Origin of the sequence: Tardiphaga sp. 866_E4_N1_4, from assembly GCF_052076075.1 — a bacterium.
Taxonomy (GTDB): Bacteria; Pseudomonadota; Alphaproteobacteria; order Rhizobiales; family Xanthobacteraceae; genus Tardiphaga; species Tardiphaga robiniae.
On sequence record NZ_CP197242.1, the window covers coordinates 4,288,098 to 4,306,120 of the forward strand.

Sequence of the window (18,023 nt, forward strand, 5' to 3'; positions counted from 1 at the left end):
CCTACGCCGCCAGATCTGCCACGACAGCATCAAGCACAGGGAATCCCTCCTGCGTCACGCGCAGGCGGCCGTTCTGCTCGACGACGATGGCGCCTTCCTCGCGCAGGATGGCGATGCGCTTCTCATCCAGCGCGCGGCCGGACAGCATCTGATAGCGCGCGGGATCGATGCCTTCGGCGAGGCGCAGGCCCATCAGCAGATATTCGTCGGCGCGTTCCTCGCTGTTGAGCAATTCATCCGAAGTGACGCCGTGGCCGTTGTCTTCCACACGCATCACCCAGGCTTCCGGACGCTTCTCGGTGGCAATGGCATGTCTGACACCGTCGATGTCGAGGCGGCCATGGGCGCCAGGCCCGATGCCGGCATATTCCTGACCGCGCCAGTAGACGAGGTTGTGCTTGCACTCCGCACCGGGGCGAGCGTGGTTGGAAATCTCGTAAAATGGCAGGCCCTGCTGTGCGCAAACCTCCTGCGTCACGTCATAAAGCGTGCGCGCGAGGCCTTCGTCCGGCGTCTTGAGTTTCCCGGCAGCGTGCAGCCCAAAAAACGGCGTGCCTTCCTCGATGGTCAGCTGATACAGCGAGAGATGTTCGGCGGCTTCCGAGATGGCGAGCTTGAGTTCGTCGGTCCACATCTGCGGGGTCTGATCTGGACGTGCATAGATCAGATCGAACGAATATCGATCGAACGCGCTGCGCGCGATGGCCACGGCATCGAGTGCCTCGCGCGCCGTATGCAAACGTCCGAGCGACTTCAGCGACGCATCGTCGAGTGCCTGTACGCCAAGTGACACGCGGTTGACGCCCGCCTCGCGATAGCCGCGAAAGCGCGTCGCTTCGACGGAGGTCGGATTGGCTTCGAGGGAGACTTCGACGTTGGAGGCGACATTCCAGTACTTGCCGATCGAATCCAGAATTGCGCCGACGGTCTGCGGCTGCATCAGCGACGGCGTGCCGCCGCCGAGAAAGATCGACGTCACGGTGCGGCCTGGCGTGCGGGCAGCCGTGGTTTCGATCTCCCGTGCGAAGGCCCGCGCGAAACGTACTTCGTCGATGGCGTGATGACGGACGTGGCTGTTGAAGTCGCAATACGGGCACTTCGACAGGCAGAACGGCCAGTGCACATAGACGCCGAAAGCGTCTTGCTGTGCGTCAGCGGGATTCAAGGCAGATCTCCGCGAGTTTCACGAACGCCCTGGCGCGATGCGACAAGCCCTCGCCGAGTGGCGGCAACCCGTGCTTCTCGACCGCGGTCATTTCGCCATAGGTGCGGGTGTGACCATCGGGCAGGAATGTCGGATCGTAGCCGAAGCCGGCAGTGCCGCGCGGCGGCCAGACCAGCGTGCCATGGGCGTGCGCTTCGACTTCCTCGAGATGACCGTCGGGCCAGGCCACGCACAGCGCCGAGACGAAATGCGCGGTTCGCTTGTCGGGTGTGGTCGCGCCGCGCTCCTGCAACAGGCGTTCGATCCGCGTCATCGCGCCGGTGAAGTCCTTGGACTCGCCGGCCCAGCGTGCTGAGAAGATGCCGGGTGCGCCGTCGAGGGCATCGACGACGAGGCCTGAATCATCCGCGAAGGCCGGCAATTGCGCGACATTGGCCGCGGCAATCGCCTTGATGGCGGCATTGGCCTTGAAGGTGTCGCCGGTCTCGTCGGGTTCGGCGAGACCGAGCTCGCCGGCCGACACTGCTTCGATGCCGTAGGGGGCCAGGAGATCGCGCATCTCGGCAAGCTTGCCGGGATTGTGGGTGGCGATGACGAGCTTCCCGGTGATTCGACGATGCATGGTGGGAGTCTACGCCTGCTTGATGACTTGCGGAATCACGCGATGGCCATTTTCTGCAGCTCGACGAGTCGTCCGACGCCCTTTTGCGCCAGGGCCATCAGCTTCAGGAACTCGTCCTGCGTGAACGGCGTCTTCTCGGCGGTGCCCTGCACCTCGATGATGCGCCCGTCGCCGGTCATCACGAAATTGGCGTCGGTATCGGCTTCGGAATCTTCGGCATAATCGAGATCGAGCACCGGGGTGCCCTGATAGATGCCGCAGGAAATCGCCGCGATATTGTCGCGCAGCACGTTGCCGCCGCCGTTCTTGAACATGTTGCGGTTCTTCATCCACGAGATGCAGTCGGCCAGCGCAACCCATGCGCCGGTGATCGACGCCGTGCGGGTGCCGCCATCGGCCTGGATCACGTCGCAGTCGATGGTGATCTGGCGTTCGCCGAGCGCTTCGAGGTCGACGGCAGCGCGCAGCGAGCGGCCGATCAGGCGCTGGATCTCGACGGTGCGGCCGCCCTGCTTGCCGGATGCGGCTTCGCGGCGGGTACGTTCCAGCGTGGCGCGTGGCAGCATGCCGTATTCGGCGGTGACCCAGCCGCGGCCTTGGCCCTTGAGCCATGGCGGCAGGCGCTCTTCCAGCGTGGCGGTCACCAGCACATGAGTGTCGCCGAACTTCACCATGCAGGAACCTTCGGCATATTTGACCACGCCGCGTTCCAGCGACACGGCGCGCAGTTCATCGGGCGCACGACGGCTTGGCCGCATGAGAAAATCCTTCCAAATGTCCAGAGAAGCCTGTTCGCGGTGCTTTTAGGGGCCACAGACCGCAGCGGCAAGGGCGGGGCAGGTTCCACAACCGCAATGGTGCTTGTATCCGGGGGCTCGGGGCGACAGATTAGGTCCTCAAGGAGTACCCTGTGGCCCACCACGATCCGATCGGCCTGATTTCGCCGCATGCCGGGCTCGCCCAGCTCAATGAGCGATCGCGTGAGATCTTCCGGCAGATCGTCGAGAGCTATCTCGCCACCGGCGAACCTGTCGGTTCGCGCAATATTTCACGCCTGATTACGGTTCCGCTGTCGCCAGCGTCGGTCCGTAACGTGATGTCGGACCTTGAGCAGCTCGGCCTGATCTATGCGCCACACACGTCTGCCGGCCGGCTGCCAACCGAACTCGGGCTGCGGTTCTTCGTCGATGCCTTGATGCAGGTCGGTGACCTCACCGAGCCGGAGCGGCAGTCGATCCAGCAGCAACTGTCTTCGGTGGGACGCTCGCAGACGGTGGAAGCGGCGCTCGGCGAGGCGCTGACGCAGCTGTCCGGGCTGACCCGCGCGGCGGCGGTGGTTTTGACCGCCAAGTCCAATGTGCGGCTGAAACACATCGAATTCGTCCGTCTGGAGCCCGAAAAGGCGCTGGTCGTGCTGGTCGCCGAGGATGGCCAGGTCGAAAACCGCGTGCTGACCCTGCCGCCGGGCGTGCCGTCGTCGGCGCTGAACGAGGCGTCTAACTTCCTCAATGCCCGGATTCGCGGCCGTACGCTGGCTGAGGCCCGGTTGGAACTGGAAACGGCACTGACCCAGAACCAGATCGAGCTCGATCAGCTGACCCAGAAGGTCATTGCCGCCGGCATTGCCAGCTGGTCGGGTGGCGAGAAGGACGATCGGCAGCTGATCGTGCGCGGCCAGGCCAATCTGCTTGAGGATCTTCATGCGCTGGAGGATCTTGAACGCGTTCGCCTCCTGTTCGACGATCTCGAAGCCAAGCGCGAGGTGATCGACCTTCTCGGTCGGGCGGAGACGGCCGAAGGTGTCCGCATCTTCATCGGCTCGGAAAATAAACTCTTCTCGCTGTCCGGCTCGTCCACGATCATTGCGCCCTACAGCGATGGCGCCGGCCATATTGTCGGCGTTCTCGGTGTCATCGGGCCGACCCGGCTGAACTATGCGCGGGTGATCCCGATGGTAGATTACGCGGCGCGTATCGTCAGCCGCATGCTCGGGGGCTGACAGATCGGCCGAATCCGGCCGGTTGCGCTTGATTTTCGGCGCTCAAACCCCGATATCCCGCTCAGCAATCCCACCATTTTGGCGTGTTTTTGAGAAGGCAGCGTGATGACTGATTCCAATGGGCAGAACGACAATCAGGACAAGACGGCGCAGGCCGCCGATCCGGTGGTCTCCAAGCCCTACATCATGCCGGACGATCCGGAACCGAATTCGGTCGAGGCCCTGACCAAGGAAGCAGCGGAATCGCGCGACAGGATGCTGCGCACGCTGGCGGAGATGGAAAACCTGCGGAAGCGGACCCAGAAGGAAGTCGCGGACGGCCGCACCTATGCGATCGCCAATTTCGCGCGCGAAGTGCTCGATATCGCCGACAGCCTGCAGCGTGCGCTGGATGCCGTGCCTGCCGACACCAAGGCCGCGGCCGATCCGGGCCTGAAGGCGCTCCTCGAAGGCGTCGAGCTCACCGAGCGTTCGCTGCTCAACACGCTGGAAAAGAACGGCGTGAAGAAGTTCGACCCGTCGGGCGAGAAGTTCGATCCGAATTTCCAGCAGGCGATGTACGAAGTGCCCGATGCTTCCGTGCCTGCGGGCACCGTTGTTCAGGTTGTGCAGGCCGGCTACACCATTGGCGAGCGCGTGCTGCGCCCGGCGCTGGTCGGTGTCTCGAAGGGCGGCGCCAAGGCTGCACCTGTTTCGGAGTAACAGAGCCTCTGGCTGTCATCACCAGCGAAAGCGGGTGATCCAGTACACGCCGGTCTTAGTGAGTGATCACAAGCGCCGGTGATTACTGGGCCGCCCGATCCCAGCGCGCAATTGCGTGCCAGGTCGGGCGATGACAATGAGAGTATGGGTCAAGTCGCCAGATCGCCTGACTGAATCCGTTTCACGCCGGCCTTGTTCATGTCGGCCCAGGCTTTGGCCAGCGAGCCCTGCGTGTCGATGCCGCGGCAGGCGTCTTCGACTACATAGACATCGAAACCTGCTTTTCGCGCATCGAGCGCGGACCACGCGACACAGAAGTCGGTGGCGAGGCCGGCGATAAATACGCGCTGCAATTTGCGGGCTTTCAGATAGGAGGCAAGACCGGTGGTGGTCTTTCCGTCAGCCTCGGTAAATGCCGAATAGCTGTCGACGTCGTTGTTGAAGCCCTTGCGCAGGATCAGCTCGGTATGCGGGATGGCGAGATCCTTCGAGAGCGCAGCCCCTTCAGTGCCCTGCACGCAGTGATCCGGCCACAGCACCTGCTTGCCGTATTTCACCTCAAGGGTCTCAAACGGCTTCTTGCCGCTGTGGCTGGATGCGAAGGAGATATGGCCCGGCGTGTGCCAGTCCTGCGTCATCACCACATCGGCGAATTTCTTCGCGATGGCGTTGATGACCGGGACGACCTTGTCGCCGTCCTTCACCGCAAGGCTGCCACCGGGCAGGAAGCAATTCTGCACGTCGATCACCAGCAGGACGGATGTGCGATCGAGGCTGACCTTGCCTGCCGCTTCGAGCGCCTTGGGCGCCATGCCGGCCGCTGTTAGCGCACCAAGTCCCACAAGAAGCTGACGTCTATCGAACATCGCAACATCTCCTGTCAGAATTTCTGCAGCAAATCAGGTCCAGGCGCTTCCGTAAAGGCGGCTCGATATGGATGGTGCGGCGGTGTCTCGCAGACCAGCGCAATGGCTTTTTAACGCGGCTCTCCTAGCGTAGCGATGGTATTGGCTCGAAAGAGTAAGTGCATGATGATCGATGCCGGTTTGCAACTCGGCGGCGCGACCACGCCTCGGACGCGGCTTGCGGCCATCTGGCTGATCGCCGGCGCTCTCGTCTGCGCGGTGGCCGTCGGGCTGCGCGCGGTGCTGCCGTTTAATGTCGATGTCAGCTGGTTGTTGATCGTCTGCGAACGCGTGCTCGATGGTCAGCGTCTTTATCTCGATATTCTTGAGATCAACCCCCCGATGGCCGGGGCGGTCAATATTATCGCCGTGGTACTGGGACGGCTTCTGGGATTGCGCGCCGAGCTCATGACGCTCGTGCTGGTATTCGGCCTCATCGCAGGGTCGATGGTGGTGACATGGCGGCTGCTGCGCAACTCGCGCATCCCCGGGCGCGCCGCCGCTGCTCCGCTGGCGGTTTGTGCGATCGCGTTGCTCGGCATCCTGCCAATGTACGACTTCGGCCAGCGCGAACATCTCGCCTTGCTGTTTTTGTTGCCCGCGCTGGCGGTCCTGATCCGCCGCGCCGATGGCGAGATAATCCCGCCTGGCGTGGTCGTCATCGCCGGCATCAGTGCTGCTATCACTATGTGCTTCAAACCGTATTTCGCGTTCGGCGTCGGTACAGCCGTTATCGCGGCGGCGACCAATGCACGGCAGTGGAGGATTGTTTTCGCGCCGGAGAACTGGATCGCCAGCGCACTGGTGGTGGCCTATGCACTGTGGGTCTACGTGGCCTTCCCCGCCTATTTCACCGTGATCTATCCTGTTGCCAGCGACGTGTATCGGCTGCTGACGTTGTCGTGGCTGGCGCTCGCGCTGGGCGGTGCGACGACGTTATGGCTGGTCGCCGTATTCGCCACACTGCTGTTACAGAGTCGGCGTTCAGCAGACCCGGCTCTTGTCGTGCTCCTGGCTAGCTCGCTTGGCTTTGCGATGTCCTATTTCGTTCAAAGCAGGGGTTATAACTATCACGCCTATCCGATGGTGGCGCTGGCGCTGATGGCGTTTGGTTATGCCGTCGCAACGATCGATCGCGCACGACAGCATGGGCCACGCTTGCAGGTCGGTTCGTCGGTCGCCGCTGTGGCGCTCCTCGTGAGTGCCTGCTTCTGGTTCAAGGCCAGCGTCGATGTGCGTGCACTTCAAGATGCTGTGGTAAAGCTTGGACTGCAGCGTCCGAAGATCATCATGTTGGGTGGGGCGGCGACGATTGCACATCCGCTCGTGCGCAATGTTGGCGGTGTCTGGGTGTCACGTCAGGAGGCGCTGTCGATCCGGGAGATCGTCCGCCGCGCTCGTCTGGAGCGGACGATCGACGCTGCAACATCAGCACGTTTCGATGAGTATCTGGCGGCTGAGCGAAATGGGTTGGTCGATGATATTCGCAAGCTGCCGCCGGATGTGGTGCTGATTGACGATCGCGAAGCCGACTGGAGCGCTTGGGCGCAAGCTGATCCGGAGCTGGCGCAGCTCCTGAAGTCCTATGCCCTGGTGCAGACCATCGACGGCATCGACATCCTGAAGAGGATGCCGTGATGCGCGCCACCACGCCGGGCGAAACCGCAAATACTGTTCTGCCCGGGCGGACGCTGCAGCGAAGCCGTATCCTTCCGTGGCTCGCCGTCGTCGCACTGCTGATCGTGGCGATTGTACTGCGTCACATTCTCGCGGCCAATACGGATGTAAGCTGGCTTCTGACTGTCGGCGAGCGCGTACTCGACGGTCAGCGCCTCTATATCGATATCATCGAGACCAATCCGCCGATGGCCGTCCTGGCCTATCTGCCGGGGATCGCCATCGCCCGCGCACTCGGGCTGGCTGCGGAGCACGTGACCGATGCGTTGGTCTTCATCGGCGTCGCCGTGTCGCTGCTGCTCTGCGCCCGCATTCTGTCGCGCGCGTCGGTTCTCGGTGTCGCGCAAGGCTGGCCGCTGGCGCTGCTGGCAGTTGCACTGCTGGCCGTGCTGCCGACGCAGACGTTCGGTCAGCGCGAACATATTGCGCTGATCGCCATGCTGCCGATGCTGGCTGTATTGGCGGGCCGCATGAAGCACAGCGCACCATTATGGCCCACGGCCATCGCAGCCGGCATCGGCGCGGCGATTGCGCTGTCGTTCAAGCCCTATTTCGCGATCGCCCTGCTCGGCGCGCTGGTCGCGGAGGCTGTCTCCACGCGGTTATCGTGGCGCGTCCTGCTGCGGCCGGAATATCTGGCGCTCGCCGTCGCGCTGGCGCTCTACGCCGCCGTCGTCATTGTGCTGTTTCCGGAATTCCTAACGGTAATCGGGCCGATGGTCCGCGATGTCTATCTTCAGGTGCAGCAGCCGGTCATGATGCTGCTGGAAAAGCCGGCAGTGGCACTGTGGGCCACCGCGCTGCTCGCGGCTGTGGTGCTCAAACGGCGCGTCGGCGTCGATGGTCCGTTCGTTTTGCTACTGGTGACCTCGGCCGGCTTTGCCGCTGGTTTTGTTTTGCAGGGCAAAGGCTGGCCTTACCATTCATACCCAATGATTGCGCTCGCACTGCTTGCTTTTGGCTATGCGCGTATGACCTATCTGCCGGTCACCGGGACGGATCGTCTGTTCGGCGTCGGCGCGGTCGTCCTGCTGGCGCTGCTGTTCATGCGCTCCATGTTATGGTTCGACACCGCCTTTGATGCGCGCCCACTGCAGGAGAAAATCGCGCAACTGGGACCGCGTCCTGTCATTCTTGCTATCTCCGCCGAGCCGGGTATTGGGCATCCTCTTGTGCGCGCGGTCGGCGGCACATGGGTTTCGCGACAGCAAGGCCTGTGGGTCGCCGCCTATCACGCGGTCCTGCGCAGCAGGGGCGGAGTCAGTCCTGCACAAGATCGACTGCTCGAGGCCTATGCCGCGCGTGAGCGCACGATGCTGATCGAGGATATCAAGAAAAGACCACCGACCCTGGTGCTGGTGGATGATCTCACCGGCAGCGGCTCGGAATGGCTAAAAGCGCATCCCGACGTCGCTGATCTGTTAAAGGATTTTCACGTCGTGGCCGCCATCAACAAGGTGACGTTTCTTACGCGAAGCCGTGAGCCCTGAAGCCGATGTTGTGTTACGCGCTGCGTTAGCGCGGCTCGATACCGTCGCGCACGGCGCGGAAGCGCGGAAACGCCTTGGCCCAATCGTCACGTGGGGCGCTTGCGATAATGCGCATGGTGACCTTGCCTCCGCCGAAGCGCAGCCACTGCACAACGCTGACCGGCGTGTTGTTCTTGCCGCTGACGGCGTCGATACGGGTCTCCCAGCCTGCCATGCCGTCGATCCGCTGCGGCTCCGACATGGTGATGCGGCCTTCGCGCAGGCCGGGAATCGTGCCTGCGGCCTGCTGGGCAAAGCGGCCGCGATCTTCAGCCTTTTCCGGCGCGGAGGCCAGGCTGCCGATCACCATAAAAGGACTTGTTTCGATGCTGTTCTCGTCGCTCGAGTCGGCCAGCAATAGCGCGGCGCCCGGCGCCAGCGTGCGGACGGTCTTAAAGTCGCTCATTTCGGCGACCTTGAACGGCATCAGGCCGAGCTGCTCGGCCAGCGGGACTTCCTTGCGGACCACGGCGGATGAGAGCATCTGGCGCACCGCGTCGTCGGTGTAGATTTTCTGGGCGTTTTCAGGGACTTGCACGGCGACATAGCCGGAGAAGGTCCCGCCGCCGACGATCATCGAATAGCGCCTGACATTGCCGGTCGCGTCCTTGGCATTCTCGATCGTGTAGAAGGCCTTTCCGGCTGTGGTCTCTATGCTTTCCGGCTTCGCGACCATGCCCGCCGGATTGGCCTTGAACGCAGTCTCGACCTCGTTGAAGGCGGCGGCTGGCAGCTCGGTCACGAGCACCTTGACGCCCTGATCGGAGGTCTCGAAGCCGACAAAGGTCTTTGCCGGGGCGAGGCCGACCAGCGGGGCCAGGCCCACGCGGACCCCCGGCGGGAAAATCGGATCGGCCGCCAAAGCGGGGCGGTGGGCGACCGAAATGGCCGTCAGCATGGTCAAGGCGAACAGGGGCGCAGCATGTTTCATGAAAAATCTACTGGGTTTGTATTGAGGCTGTTCGATGGTGCGGGGCTCCGGCCTTGGCCGTCACGCGACCGGCCGGAAAGGGCGTTCACGGTTGCCCTGTTCCGCCAACAGATCAAGCCATAAATCCGTTCCCGGCGCCGTCCGCGCCCATCCGTCGCGTATTGGCGAAACAACCGCCAAGGGTCTGTTTCACCAAATATTAATTTCGCGCACTGGTCGTGTTTTCATGGGTCTGGAGCGTGCCGGATGCCTTGCGGCCACCACCCCCCCTCCTATATGAGGCCTACCGTCGCAATATCGCGAATAGTTGATGTTTGGGGGTTGGGAGCGGGGTGCCGTCAGGGCCCAGCCAACCTGCCGCAGAAAAAGGATATGAGAGCATGGGAAAGGTCATCGGTATCGACCTCGGTACGACGAATTCCTGCGTCGCCGTCATGGATGGCAAAACGCCGAAGGTCATCGAGAACGCAGAAGGCATGCGGACCACGCCGTCCATCGTGGCTTTTACCGATGATGGCGAGCGCCTCGTCGGCCAGCCGGCCAAGCGCCAGGCAGTTACCAATCCCGAGCGCACCATTTTCGCGGTGAAGCGTCTGATCGGCCGCCGCTATGACGATCCGACCGTCGAGAAGGACAAGAAGCTCGTCCCCTACAAGATTGCCAAGGGTGGCAATGGCGACGCCTGGGTCGAAGTCGACGGTAAAACCTATTCGCCCTCGCAGATCTCCGCCTTCACGCTGCAGAAGATGAAGGAGACCGCGGAGGCTCATCTCGGCCAGAAGGTCGAGCAGGCCGTCATCACCGTGCCCGCTTACTTCAACGACGCCCAGCGTCAGGCCACCAAGGATGCCGGCAAGATCGCCGGCCTCGAAGTGCTGCGCATCATCAACGAGCCGACGGCAGCTGCGCTCGCTTACGGCCTCGACAAGTCGAAGTCCGGCACCATCGCGGTGTACGACCTCGGCGGCGGCACCTTCGACGTCTCGATCCTCGAGATCGGCGACGGCGTGTTCGAAGTGAAGTCCACCAACGGCGATACGTTCCTCGGCGGTGAAGACTTCGACATGCGTCTGGTCGGTTACCTCGCCGACGAGTTCAAGAAAGAGCAGGGCATCGACCTGCGCAACGACAAGCTGGCCCTGCAGCGTCTGAAGGAAGCTGCTGAAAAGGCGAAGATCGAGCTGTCGTCGACGACCCAGACCGAAATCAACCTGCCGTTCATCACGGCGGATGCCTCAGGTCCGAAGCATCTGACGCTGAAGCTGACCCGCGCCAAGTTCGAGGCGCTGGTCGACGATCTCGTGCAGAAGACCATCGAGCCTTGCCGCAAGGCGCTCAAGGATGCCGGCCTCACCGCCGGTGAAATCGGCGAGGTGGTTCTGGTCGGCGGCATGATCCGCATGCCGAAGATCCAGGAAGTCGTGAAGCAGTTCTTCGGCAAGGAGCCCCACAAGGGCGTCAACCCGGATGAAGTCGTGGCCATCGGCGCCGCCATTCAGGCCGGCGTGCTGCAGGGCGACGTCAAAGACGTACTGCTGCTCGACGTGACCCCGCTATCGCTGGGCATCGAGACGCTGGGTGGCGTGTTCACCCGCATCATCGAGCGCAACACCACGATCCCGACCAAGAAGAGCCAGGTGTTCTCGACGGCCGAGGACAACCAGAACGCCGTCACCATCCGGGTCTTCCAGGGTGAGCGCGAAATGGCGGCCGACAACAAGCCGCTCGGCCAGTTCGACCTGATGGGCATTCCGCCGGCTCCGCGCGGCATGCCGCAGGTCGAGGTGACCTTCGACATCGACGCCAACGGCATCGTCAATGTGTCCGCGAAGGACAAGGCGACCAACAAGGAACAGCAGATCCGGATCCAGGCATCCGGCGGTCTGTCCGAGTCCGACATCCAGAAGATGGTCAAGGACGCCGAGGCCAACGCTGCCGAGGACAAGAAGCGTCGTGAAGCTGTCGATGCCAAGAACCACGGCGATGCCCTCGTGCATTCGACTGAGAAGGCTCTCAGCGAGCATGGTGACAAGGTCGGTGAGACCGAGCGCCGCGCCATCGAGGAGGCCATGAGCGACCTGAAGGAAGCTCTGAAGGGTGATGATGCCGAGGCGATCAAGGCCAAGACCAACACGCTGGCGCAGGCTTCGATGAAGCTCGGCGAAGCGATGTACACCCAGCAGGCCGAAGCTGACGCCAAGCGCGATGCCGAGAAGGATGACGTGGTCGACGCCGAATTCACGGAAGTCGATGACGACAAGCCGAAGAAGTCGGCCTGATAGGCGAGCGGAACAATGACCCTCATCCTGAGTAGCGCGGTGCGCGTCTCGAAGGATGAGGGTTGTTTTTTGTCAGGCGGGCCTTGTTAGGCAAGTTTTGTTAGTGCGGGAGTAGCATCTTCATCGATGCGTTCTTCTGGGATGCTCCTCGGGATGAGGACCAATTTCGGGCGGATCTGACTGATGTCCACCAAGCAATGTTATTACGAGACGTTGGAAGTCGAGCGCGGCGCGAATGATGCGACCCTGAAGACGTCGTTTCGCAAGCTTGCGATGAAATGGCATCCGGACAAGAATCCAGGCGATGCCGCCGCTGAAGTGAAGTTCAAGGAAATTGCCGAGGCCTACGACGTCCTCAAGGACGGCGACAAGCGCGCGGCCTATGACCGTTATGGCCATGCGGCCTTCGAACAGGGCAATGGTGGCGGCGGTGGTCCGGGCTTCGGATCCGGCTTCGCCTCCTCCTTCTCCGACATTTTCGAAGACCTGTTCGGCATGGCCGGACAGCGCGGCGGTGGCCGCAGCGGCGGCCGCGAGCGCGGGGCAGATCTTCGCTACAACATGGAAATCACGCTGGAGGAGGCTTACTCCGGCAAAACCGCACAGATCGAGATTCCGGTCGCGGTGACCTGCGAAGCCTGCTCCGGCACCGGCGCCAAGGCAGGAACCAAGCCGAAGGCCTGTTCGACCTGCGGCGGTGCTGGCCGCGTCCGTCAGGCCCAGGGCTTCTTCACGCTGGAAAGGACCTGCCCGAGCTGTCAGGGCCGGGGTCAGATGATCGAGGATCCGTGCCCGAGCTGCTCCGGCGCCGGCCGCGTCGAGCGTGAGCGCACGCTCTCGGTCAACATTCCGGCGGGCGTCGAGGACGGCACCCGCATTCGTCTTGCCAATGAAGGCGAAGCCGGCGCGCGCGGTGGTCCGTCGGGCGATCTCTATATTTTCCTGTCGCTGGCCTCGCACGACTTCTTCCAGCGCGATGGCGCGGACCTGCATTGCCGCGTGCCGATCTCGATGGTGACCGCGGCGCTGGGCGGTGAATTCGAAGTGCCGACCATCGAAGGCGGACGCAACAAGGTCAAGGTTCCCTCGGGCACCCAGTCCGGGCGCCGCTTCCGCGTTTCGTCGAAGGGCATGCCGGTGCTGCGCTCGCGCCAGACCGGCGACATGTATGTCCAGGTCGTCGTGGAAACGCCGCAGAACCTGACGAAAAAGCAGCAGGAGCTGCTGGCCGAATTCGAGAAACTATCTTCGGGTGCAACGCAACCTGAAGCCGCGGGTTTCTTCACTAAGGTCAAGGACTTCTTCGGAACGCGGACAGGCTCCTGACGTTGGAAGCTTGACCGTTTCTATTGTTGCCTATACCTCTTTATGACGAAATTCTGACGTTCCGCACGTTCCGCGGTCTGCCTGGAAGCGACATGCCTCTGCACTCGTCCGCGCGTACGTTGAAGAAGCCGCTCCGTCTCGACGACGAGGTTCGCTTCCTCCGTTCATGGATCGATAAGCCGCTGCATATGGGTGCCGTGATGCCGTCGGGCAAAGCTCTTGCCCGCACGATGGCGCAATATGTCGACAATGACGCGACCGGTCCGGTCATCGAACTTGGACCAGGCACCGGCGCGATCACCTCTGCGCTCGTCGCGCATGGGGTGGACCAGAAGCGTCTGGTGCTCGTCGAATTCAATCCCACCTTTTGCGCACTGCTGCGTGAGCGCTACCCGCAGGCGACGATCGTTCAGGGCGACGCCTACACATTGCGCGATACCCTGTGGGATGTGCTGAAAGAGCCCGCCTCCGCCGTCGTCTCCGGCCTGCCGCTGGTCACCAAGCCGATGCTGACGCGCCTCAAGCTGATCCGCGATGCCTTCGCGGCGATGTCGCCGAACGCGCCCTTCGTGCAGTTCACCTATTCGGTGGCGCCGCCGATCCCCAAATCGCTGCCCGGCGTGTCCACAGAGGCCTCCGAGCGGATCTGGATGAACCTTCCGCCGGCGCGCGTCTGGGTGTATCGCAAACGCTAGTGCCGGCCGCGATCGCGCGGTGGCTTCGCCCCGACGATCGGAATCATGGCTGCGATCAAGATCCTCGTTATTCCAGGCTCGCTGCGTACAGGGTCGCTGAATGCGAAACTCGCGGCTGTCGCCATTGACGCGCTGGTTCGCGCCGATGTCGATGCCACCAGGATTTCGCTCGGCGACTTTCCGCTGCCGATCTATGACGGCGACCTCGAGAGCAATTCCGGCGTACCGAAACATGCGCTCGATCTGAAGCGTATGATATCGGCGCATCATGGTGTGCTGATCGTGACGCCTGAATACAACGCGTCGCTGCCGCCGCTGGTGAAGAATACGATCGACTGGATCTCGCGCGTGGAAGACACGCATGAGAGCAAGGGCCAGGTGTTTCGCGAGCGGCCGTTTGCGATTGCGGCGGCTTCGAATGGGCGGCTTGGCGGTGCGCGCTGTTTGCAGGCCTTGCGGCTGGTGCTGTCGGCGTGTCGCGCGATGGTGATCCCGAATCAGCTCACGCTGGCGTTCGCCGGTGAGGCCTATGACGATATGGACCGGCTGAAACACGCCGCCGACAAGGATGCGATGACGGCGATGGTGCGCCAGCTTATCGATGTCGCGCAGCAGATGAAGTGAGACGAGATGACGTTGCAGACCATTGATCCCCGCGACCGCCTGATCGTCGCGCTCGATTTGCCGGATGTTGACGCTGCCGAAGCGATGATCGCCCGGCTCGGCGACAGCGTAACTTTCTACAAGATCGGCTATCAGCTCGGCTATGCTGGTGGTCTGCCGCTGGTGCGCAAGCTCGCCGATACCGGAAAGAAGGTGTTCGCCGATCTGAAGATGCACGACATCGGCAACACCGTCGCGCGCGGTGTGGAAAGCGTGGCGAAGCTCGGCGCGACCTTCCTCACCGTGCATGGCTATCCGCAGACCATGCAGGCGGCGGCCAATGCCAGCAAGGGCTCCGGCCTGAAGATCCTCGCGGTGACAGTACTGACCTCGTACGACAACGAGGATCTGAAGGCCGCGGGCTATCAACTCGGTGTCAGCGATCTCGTCGCCGCGCGCGCGCAGCAGGCGCAGGCGCTCGGTATCGATGGCCTCGTCTGCTCGCCGGAAGAGGCGGCGAACCTGCGCAAGCATATCAAGCCTGAGATGTGTCTGGTCACGCCCGGTGTGCGCCCTGCGGGCAGTGACGTGGGCGATCAGAAGCGGATCATGACCCCGGCACGCGCGATTGCCGAAGGTTCGGACTATCTGGTGGTCGGCCGTCCGGTAATGGAAGCTGCCGATCCGAAGGCTGCGGCCGAGGCGATCGTCGCCGAAATTACGCAGGCACTGGCGAACAAGTAAGAACGGGACAGGGAGAGAGACAGATGGCCAAGGCTTACTGGATTGCACGCGTCGACGTGCACAATATGGACGGCTACAAGCAATACGTGGCCGAGAACGGCCCGGTCTTCAATAAATTCGGGGCCAAATTCCTGGTGCGCGGTGGTCAGTTCGAGGCCAAGGAAGGCACGTCGCGCTCGCGCAATGTTGTGCTCGAATTCAAGGACTACGCGACCGCGCTAGCCTGTTACAATTCGCCGGAATACCAGCGGTTGGTCGCGATGCGCAGCCCGCACGGCGAGAGCGATCTCGTGATCATCGAGGGGTATGACGGTCCGCAGCCTTGAGCGGCAGGGCCTTAAGCATGTGTTTGATCTGATTGGTATCTAAGGACTTTAGGTACCGTGGGCGTGTTGCCGCCGTGGCAACGCGCCGCTATACCGCCTTGAGATACTGAGGATCGTTCAATGTCCGATATGAGACTGATCGTTGCTGGCGCCGGCGGCCGAATGGGCCGCGCGCTGATCCGCACCATCTCCGAAACCCCCGGCGCTGTCGTTTCCGGTGCGCTCGAGGCGCCCGGCTCGGAGCTGCTCGGACAGGATGCCGGCGTGCTCGCCGGCCTGCCCGAGAACGGCGTCAAACTCTCGGCCGACCTCTGGACGTTGTCGAAGGATGCCGATGGTATCCTTGATTTCACGGTGCCTGCGGCGACCATCGCCAATGTTGCGATCGCAGCCCAGCGCGGCCTCGTTCACGTGATCGGCACCACCGGCCTGTCGTCGTCGGACAACGCGGTGATCAAGAGCGTGACCGGTCAGGCCATCGTCGTGCAGTCGGGCAATATGAGCCTCGGCGTCAATCTGCTCGCCGCGCTGGTGAAGCGCGTTGCGCAGTCGCTCGATGACGGCTTCGACATCGAAGTGCTGGAGATGCATCACAAGGCCAAGATCGACGCGCCCTCGGGCACGGCTTTCATGCTGGGTCAGGCTGCTGCCGAGGGTCGCAAGATTCCGCTCGAGCAACATTCGGCGCGTGGCCGCGACGGGCTCACCGGCACGCGCAAAACCGGCGATATCGGCTTTGCCTCGTTGCGCGGCGGTACTGTCGCTGGCGATCATACGGTGATCTTCGCTGGTCCCCATGAACGCATCGAGCTGTCGCACAAGGCCGAGGATCGCATGATCTTCGCCCATGGTGCGCTGAAGGCGGCGATGTGGGCGCATGGAAAAAAGCCAGGTTTGTACTCGATGGCTGACGTGCTCGGCCTTGGTGAAATGTAAGAAGAACGAAACGGAATTCTCGATGAACGAACGTCTTCTCGTCCTCGTCCGTCATGGACAGAGCGAATGGAATCTGAAGAACCTTTTCACCGGCTGGAAAGATCCTGATCTCACCGAGAAGGGCGTCGCAGAAGCCAAGGAAGCCGGCCGCAAGCTGAAGGCGCAGGGTCTGACCTTCGATGTCGCGTTCACCTCGGCGCTGACCCGCGCGCAGCACACGCTCAATCTCGCACTGGAAGAGATGGGCCAGACCGGCCTGCCGATCACGAAACATCTGGCGCTGAACGAGCGCGATTACGGTGATCTCTCCGGCCTCAATAAGGACGACGCCCGCGCTAAATGGGGCGAGGAGCAGGTCCATGTCTGGCGCCGTTCCTATGACGTGCCGCCGCCCGGCGGCGAAAGCCTGAAGGATACGCTGGCGCGTACGCTGCCGTATTTCGTGCAGGAAATCCTGCCTTGCGTGCTGCGCGGCGAACGCACGCTGGTCGCCGCGCACGGCAATTCGCTGCGTGCCCTGATCATGGTGCTGGAGAAGCTGACGCCGGAAGGCATTCTGGCGCGGGAGCTCGCGACCGGCGTGCCGGTGATCTATCGGCTCAATGCCGATGCGACGGTGGCGTCGAAACTCGATCTGGCGGGTTGATCGACGCGCTCGGTTGCGTGGCGCGGCTAGCGCGCCATCGCAGCCGACACGAAATCCGAGATCGCATCGAGAAAGACGTCGGGCTTTTGCAATTGCGGGACATGCGCGCAGCCCGGAAGCACGATCAGCCGTGCATCAGGTAGTCCGGCAGCAAGCTCTCTGGACATCGGTGGTGGCGTCGCTTCATCGTGCTCGCCGACCAGCACCAGCACCGGCACTTTGACGGTCCCGATCTCGGGGCGCAGGTCCAGCGTCGCCAGGGACTCGCAGGCACTCTGAAACACGCCGGGATCCGTGCGCAAAAAGGCCTCGCGGCGATCGCGCATCAGCTCCGGGTTCTGCTCCTGAAATTCAGCGGCGAACAAGCGTCGCATCGCGACATCGGTAACCGCCGGCAATCCCTTGGTCGATGCTGCCGTCGCCATGTTGCGGAACGCCTCGCGGCCAGGTTCGGAAAACGCTGCGCCGCAATCGGCGAGAACCAGACGGCCTGCAATGCCCGGATGGCGGATCGCCATCTGCAAGGCAACGAAACCGCCATAGCCGTTACCGAGCACGATCGCGTCCGCGCCGTCGCCGCAGTCCCTGACGGCCTCCGCCACGCGGTCCGCTACGGCCGCCAGTCCGCCGCTTACGGCGTCTGATCCCCCAAAACCCGGCAATTCGGGAACGATGACACGGTGGGTCTTGGCCAGCGACGGCACGATGCTGTCGAAGCTTGCCCGGTCAGACAGCAGCGAGTGAAGCAGCACGATGGCCGGTCCTTCGCCGAATTGCGCTGCATTGACGGTGCCGTTTGCCAAGCGCCGATCTGCCATTTTTGCCTCTCTCGTCAAAAGCTTGCAGCCCGCAGCCTGGTCGGCTGTCGCATCCGCCTGTCCTGTTGTGTCCCGGACCGGAGCCTAAAAGCAAGTCCTCGATCGCGCAAATCTGACTTG

General features: G+C 62.7%; 18 protein-coding genes. 12 read left to right on the forward strand and 6 right to left on the reverse strand.

The features are described 5' to 3' along the window. Nucleotide 1 precedes the first annotated feature (1 nt). Genes hemW through rph form a run of 3 tightly spaced genes read right to left on the reverse strand, consistent with a single transcriptional unit; the run spans nt 2 to nt 2,545 of the window. A complete protein-coding gene (gene hemW / locus AB8B20_RS20760) occupies nt 2-1,165 on the reverse strand; it encodes a radical SAM family heme chaperone HemW (RefSeq protein ID WP_439074131.1) in 1,164 nt (387 codons plus the stop codon). Further along, the gene (gene rdgB, locus AB8B20_RS20765) at nt 1,152-1,787 is read right to left on the reverse strand and encodes an RdgB/HAM1 family non-canonical purine NTP pyrophosphatase (protein ID WP_439074130.1); all 636 of its coding nucleotides are present in this window, start codon (nt 1,785-1,787) and stop codon (nt 1,152-1,154) included. Before rdgB ends, hemW begins: the two co-directional genes overlap by 14 nt. A 35-nt stretch (nt 1,788-1,822) precedes the next feature. Beyond that, the gene (rph, locus tag AB8B20_RS20770) at nt 1,823-2,545 is read right to left on the reverse strand and encodes a ribonuclease PH (protein ID WP_093757824.1); all 723 of its coding nucleotides are present in this window, start codon (nt 2,543-2,545) and stop codon (nt 1,823-1,825) included. 152 nt (nt 2,546-2,697) lie between these two features. Between rph and hrcA the strand changes: the two genes are divergently transcribed. Together hrcA and grpE are read left to right on the forward strand one after the other, a co-directional pair. Beyond that, a complete protein-coding gene (gene hrcA / locus AB8B20_RS20775; RefSeq protein ID WP_068730256.1) occupies nt 2,698-3,786 on the forward strand; it encodes a heat-inducible transcriptional repressor HrcA in 1,089 nt (362 codons plus the stop codon). 105 nt (nt 3,787-3,891) lie between these two features. Beyond that, on the forward strand, nt 3,892-4,488 hold the full coding sequence (grpE, locus tag AB8B20_RS20780) for a nucleotide exchange factor GrpE (RefSeq protein WP_439074129.1): 597 nt from the start codon (nt 3,892-3,894) through the stop codon (nt 4,486-4,488). 149 nt (nt 4,489-4,637) lie between these two features. On the opposite strand, the gene pncA is transcribed toward grpE, so the two are convergent. Next, entirely contained in the window at nt 4,638-5,354 is a 717-nt protein-coding gene (gene pncA / locus AB8B20_RS20785) for a bifunctional nicotinamidase/pyrazinamidase (RefSeq protein WP_439074128.1), read from the reverse strand. Nucleotides 5,355-5,516: 162 nt separating this feature from the next. Between pncA and AB8B20_RS20790 the strand changes: the two genes are divergently transcribed. Both AB8B20_RS20790 and AB8B20_RS20795 read left to right on the forward strand, forming a co-directional pair. Continuing rightward, on the forward strand, nt 5,517-7,031 hold the full coding sequence (locus AB8B20_RS20790; protein WP_439074127.1) for a hypothetical protein: 1,515 nt from the start codon (nt 5,517-5,519) through the stop codon (nt 7,029-7,031). Continuing rightward, nucleotides 7,031-8,560, forward strand: coding sequence for a hypothetical protein (locus tag AB8B20_RS20795; protein WP_439074126.1), 1,530 nt, complete (start codon nt 7,031-7,033; stop codon nt 8,558-8,560). The genes AB8B20_RS20790 and AB8B20_RS20795 overlap by 1 nt, the downstream gene beginning before the upstream one ends. Nucleotides 8,561-8,585: 25 nt before the next feature. On the opposite strand, the gene AB8B20_RS20800 is transcribed toward AB8B20_RS20795, so the two are convergent. Continuing rightward, nucleotides 8,586-9,530, reverse strand: coding sequence for a hypothetical protein (locus tag AB8B20_RS20800; protein WP_439074125.1), 945 nt, complete (start codon nt 9,528-9,530; stop codon nt 8,586-8,588). A 380-nt stretch (nt 9,531-9,910) separates the two neighbouring features. On the opposite strand from AB8B20_RS20800, the gene dnaK reads away from it, so the two are divergent. From dnaK to AB8B20_RS20840, 8 genes are all read left to right on the forward strand, one after another. Beyond that, nucleotides 9,911-11,809: a molecular chaperone DnaK gene (gene dnaK, locus AB8B20_RS20805; RefSeq protein WP_439074124.1), complete on the forward strand. Its 1,899-nt coding sequence runs from the start codon at nt 9,911-9,913 to the stop codon at nt 11,807-11,809. A 183-nt stretch (nt 11,810-11,992) separates the two neighbouring features. After that, entirely contained in the window at nt 11,993-13,135 is a 1,143-nt protein-coding gene (dnaJ, locus tag AB8B20_RS20810) for a molecular chaperone DnaJ (RefSeq protein ID WP_092140889.1), read from the forward strand. A gap of 92 nt (nt 13,136-13,227) precedes the next feature. Then, complete coding sequence (locus AB8B20_RS20815) at nt 13,228-13,830, forward strand: class I SAM-dependent methyltransferase (protein ID WP_093757830.1); 603 nt, start codon at nt 13,228-13,230, stop codon at nt 13,828-13,830. A 45-nt stretch (nt 13,831-13,875) separates the two neighbouring features. Beyond that, nucleotides 13,876-14,454, forward strand: a complete 579-nt coding sequence (locus tag AB8B20_RS20820; protein WP_093757831.1) for an NADPH-dependent FMN reductase — start codon at nt 13,876-13,878, stop codon at nt 14,452-14,454. 6 nt (nt 14,455-14,460) lie between these two features. Next, complete coding sequence (pyrF, locus tag AB8B20_RS20825) at nt 14,461-15,177, forward strand: orotidine-5'-phosphate decarboxylase (protein WP_089263059.1); 717 nt, start codon at nt 14,461-14,463, stop codon at nt 15,175-15,177. Nucleotides 15,178-15,200: 23 nt separating this feature from the next. Further along, nucleotides 15,201-15,503, forward strand: coding sequence for a DUF1330 domain-containing protein (locus tag AB8B20_RS20830; protein ID WP_068730266.1), 303 nt, complete (start codon nt 15,201-15,203; stop codon nt 15,501-15,503). Between the two features lie 120 nt (nt 15,504-15,623). Then, nucleotides 15,624-16,439, forward strand: coding sequence for a 4-hydroxy-tetrahydrodipicolinate reductase (dapB, locus tag AB8B20_RS20835; protein WP_439074123.1), 816 nt, complete (start codon nt 15,624-15,626; stop codon nt 16,437-16,439). Nucleotides 16,440-16,461: 22 nt separating this feature from the next. Next, complete coding sequence (locus AB8B20_RS20840) at nt 16,462-17,085, forward strand: 2,3-bisphosphoglycerate-dependent phosphoglycerate mutase (RefSeq protein WP_089263055.1); 624 nt, start codon at nt 16,462-16,464, stop codon at nt 17,083-17,085. 26 nt (nt 17,086-17,111) lie between these two features. On the opposite strand, the gene AB8B20_RS20845 is transcribed toward AB8B20_RS20840, so the two are convergent. Next, on the reverse strand, nt 17,112-17,903 hold the full coding sequence (locus AB8B20_RS20845; protein ID WP_439074122.1) for an alpha/beta fold hydrolase: 792 nt from the start codon (nt 17,901-17,903) through the stop codon (nt 17,112-17,114). Nucleotides 17,904-18,023 lie beyond the last annotated feature (120 nt).

Excerpts from the sequence above, each read along its gene's own strand:
- AB8B20_RS20815 (WP_093757830.1), top strand. The coding sequence starts at position 13,228 with ATGCCTCTGCACTCGTCCGCGCGTACGTTGAAGAAGCCGCTCCGTCTC.
- grpE (WP_439074129.1), top strand. The coding sequence starts at position 3,892 with ATGACTGATTCCAATGGGCAGAACGACAATCAGGACAAGACGGCGCAG.
- AB8B20_RS20840 (WP_089263055.1), top strand. The coding sequence starts at position 16,462 with ATGAACGAACGTCTTCTCGTCCTCGTCCGTCATGGACAGAGCGAATGG.
- AB8B20_RS20820 (WP_093757831.1), top strand. The coding sequence starts at position 13,876 with ATGGCTGCGATCAAGATCCTCGTTATTCCAGGCTCGCTGCGTACAGGG.
- rdgB (WP_439074130.1), bottom strand. The coding sequence starts at position 1,787 with ATGCATCGTCGAATCACCGGGAAGCTCGTCATCGCCACCCACAATCCC.
- AB8B20_RS20795 (WP_439074126.1), top strand. The coding sequence starts at position 7,031 with ATGCGCGCCACCACGCCGGGCGAAACCGCAAATACTGTTCTGCCCGGG.
- AB8B20_RS20830 (WP_068730266.1), top strand. The coding sequence starts at position 15,201 with ATGGCCAAGGCTTACTGGATTGCACGCGTCGACGTGCACAATATGGAC.
- pyrF (WP_089263059.1), top strand. The coding sequence starts at position 14,461 with ATGACGTTGCAGACCATTGATCCCCGCGACCGCCTGATCGTCGCGCTC.
- dnaJ (WP_092140889.1), top strand. The coding sequence starts at position 11,993 with ATGTCCACCAAGCAATGTTATTACGAGACGTTGGAAGTCGAGCGCGGC.
- pncA (WP_439074128.1), bottom strand. The coding sequence starts at position 5,354 with ATGTTCGATAGACGTCAGCTTCTTGTGGGACTTGGTGCGCTAACAGCG.
- AB8B20_RS20845 (WP_439074122.1), bottom strand. The coding sequence starts at position 17,903 with ATGGCAGATCGGCGCTTGGCAAACGGCACCGTCAATGCAGCGCAATTC.
- dapB (WP_439074123.1), top strand. The coding sequence starts at position 15,624 with ATGTCCGATATGAGACTGATCGTTGCTGGCGCCGGCGGCCGAATGGGC.
- AB8B20_RS20800 (WP_439074125.1), bottom strand. The coding sequence starts at position 9,530 with ATGAAACATGCTGCGCCCCTGTTCGCCTTGACCATGCTGACGGCCATT.
- dnaK (WP_439074124.1), top strand. The coding sequence starts at position 9,911 with ATGGGAAAGGTCATCGGTATCGACCTCGGTACGACGAATTCCTGCGTC.
- rph (WP_093757824.1), bottom strand. The coding sequence starts at position 2,545 with ATGCGGCCAAGCCGTCGTGCGCCCGATGAACTGCGCGCCGTGTCGCTG.
- AB8B20_RS20790 (WP_439074127.1), top strand. The coding sequence starts at position 5,517 with ATGATGATCGATGCCGGTTTGCAACTCGGCGGCGCGACCACGCCTCGG.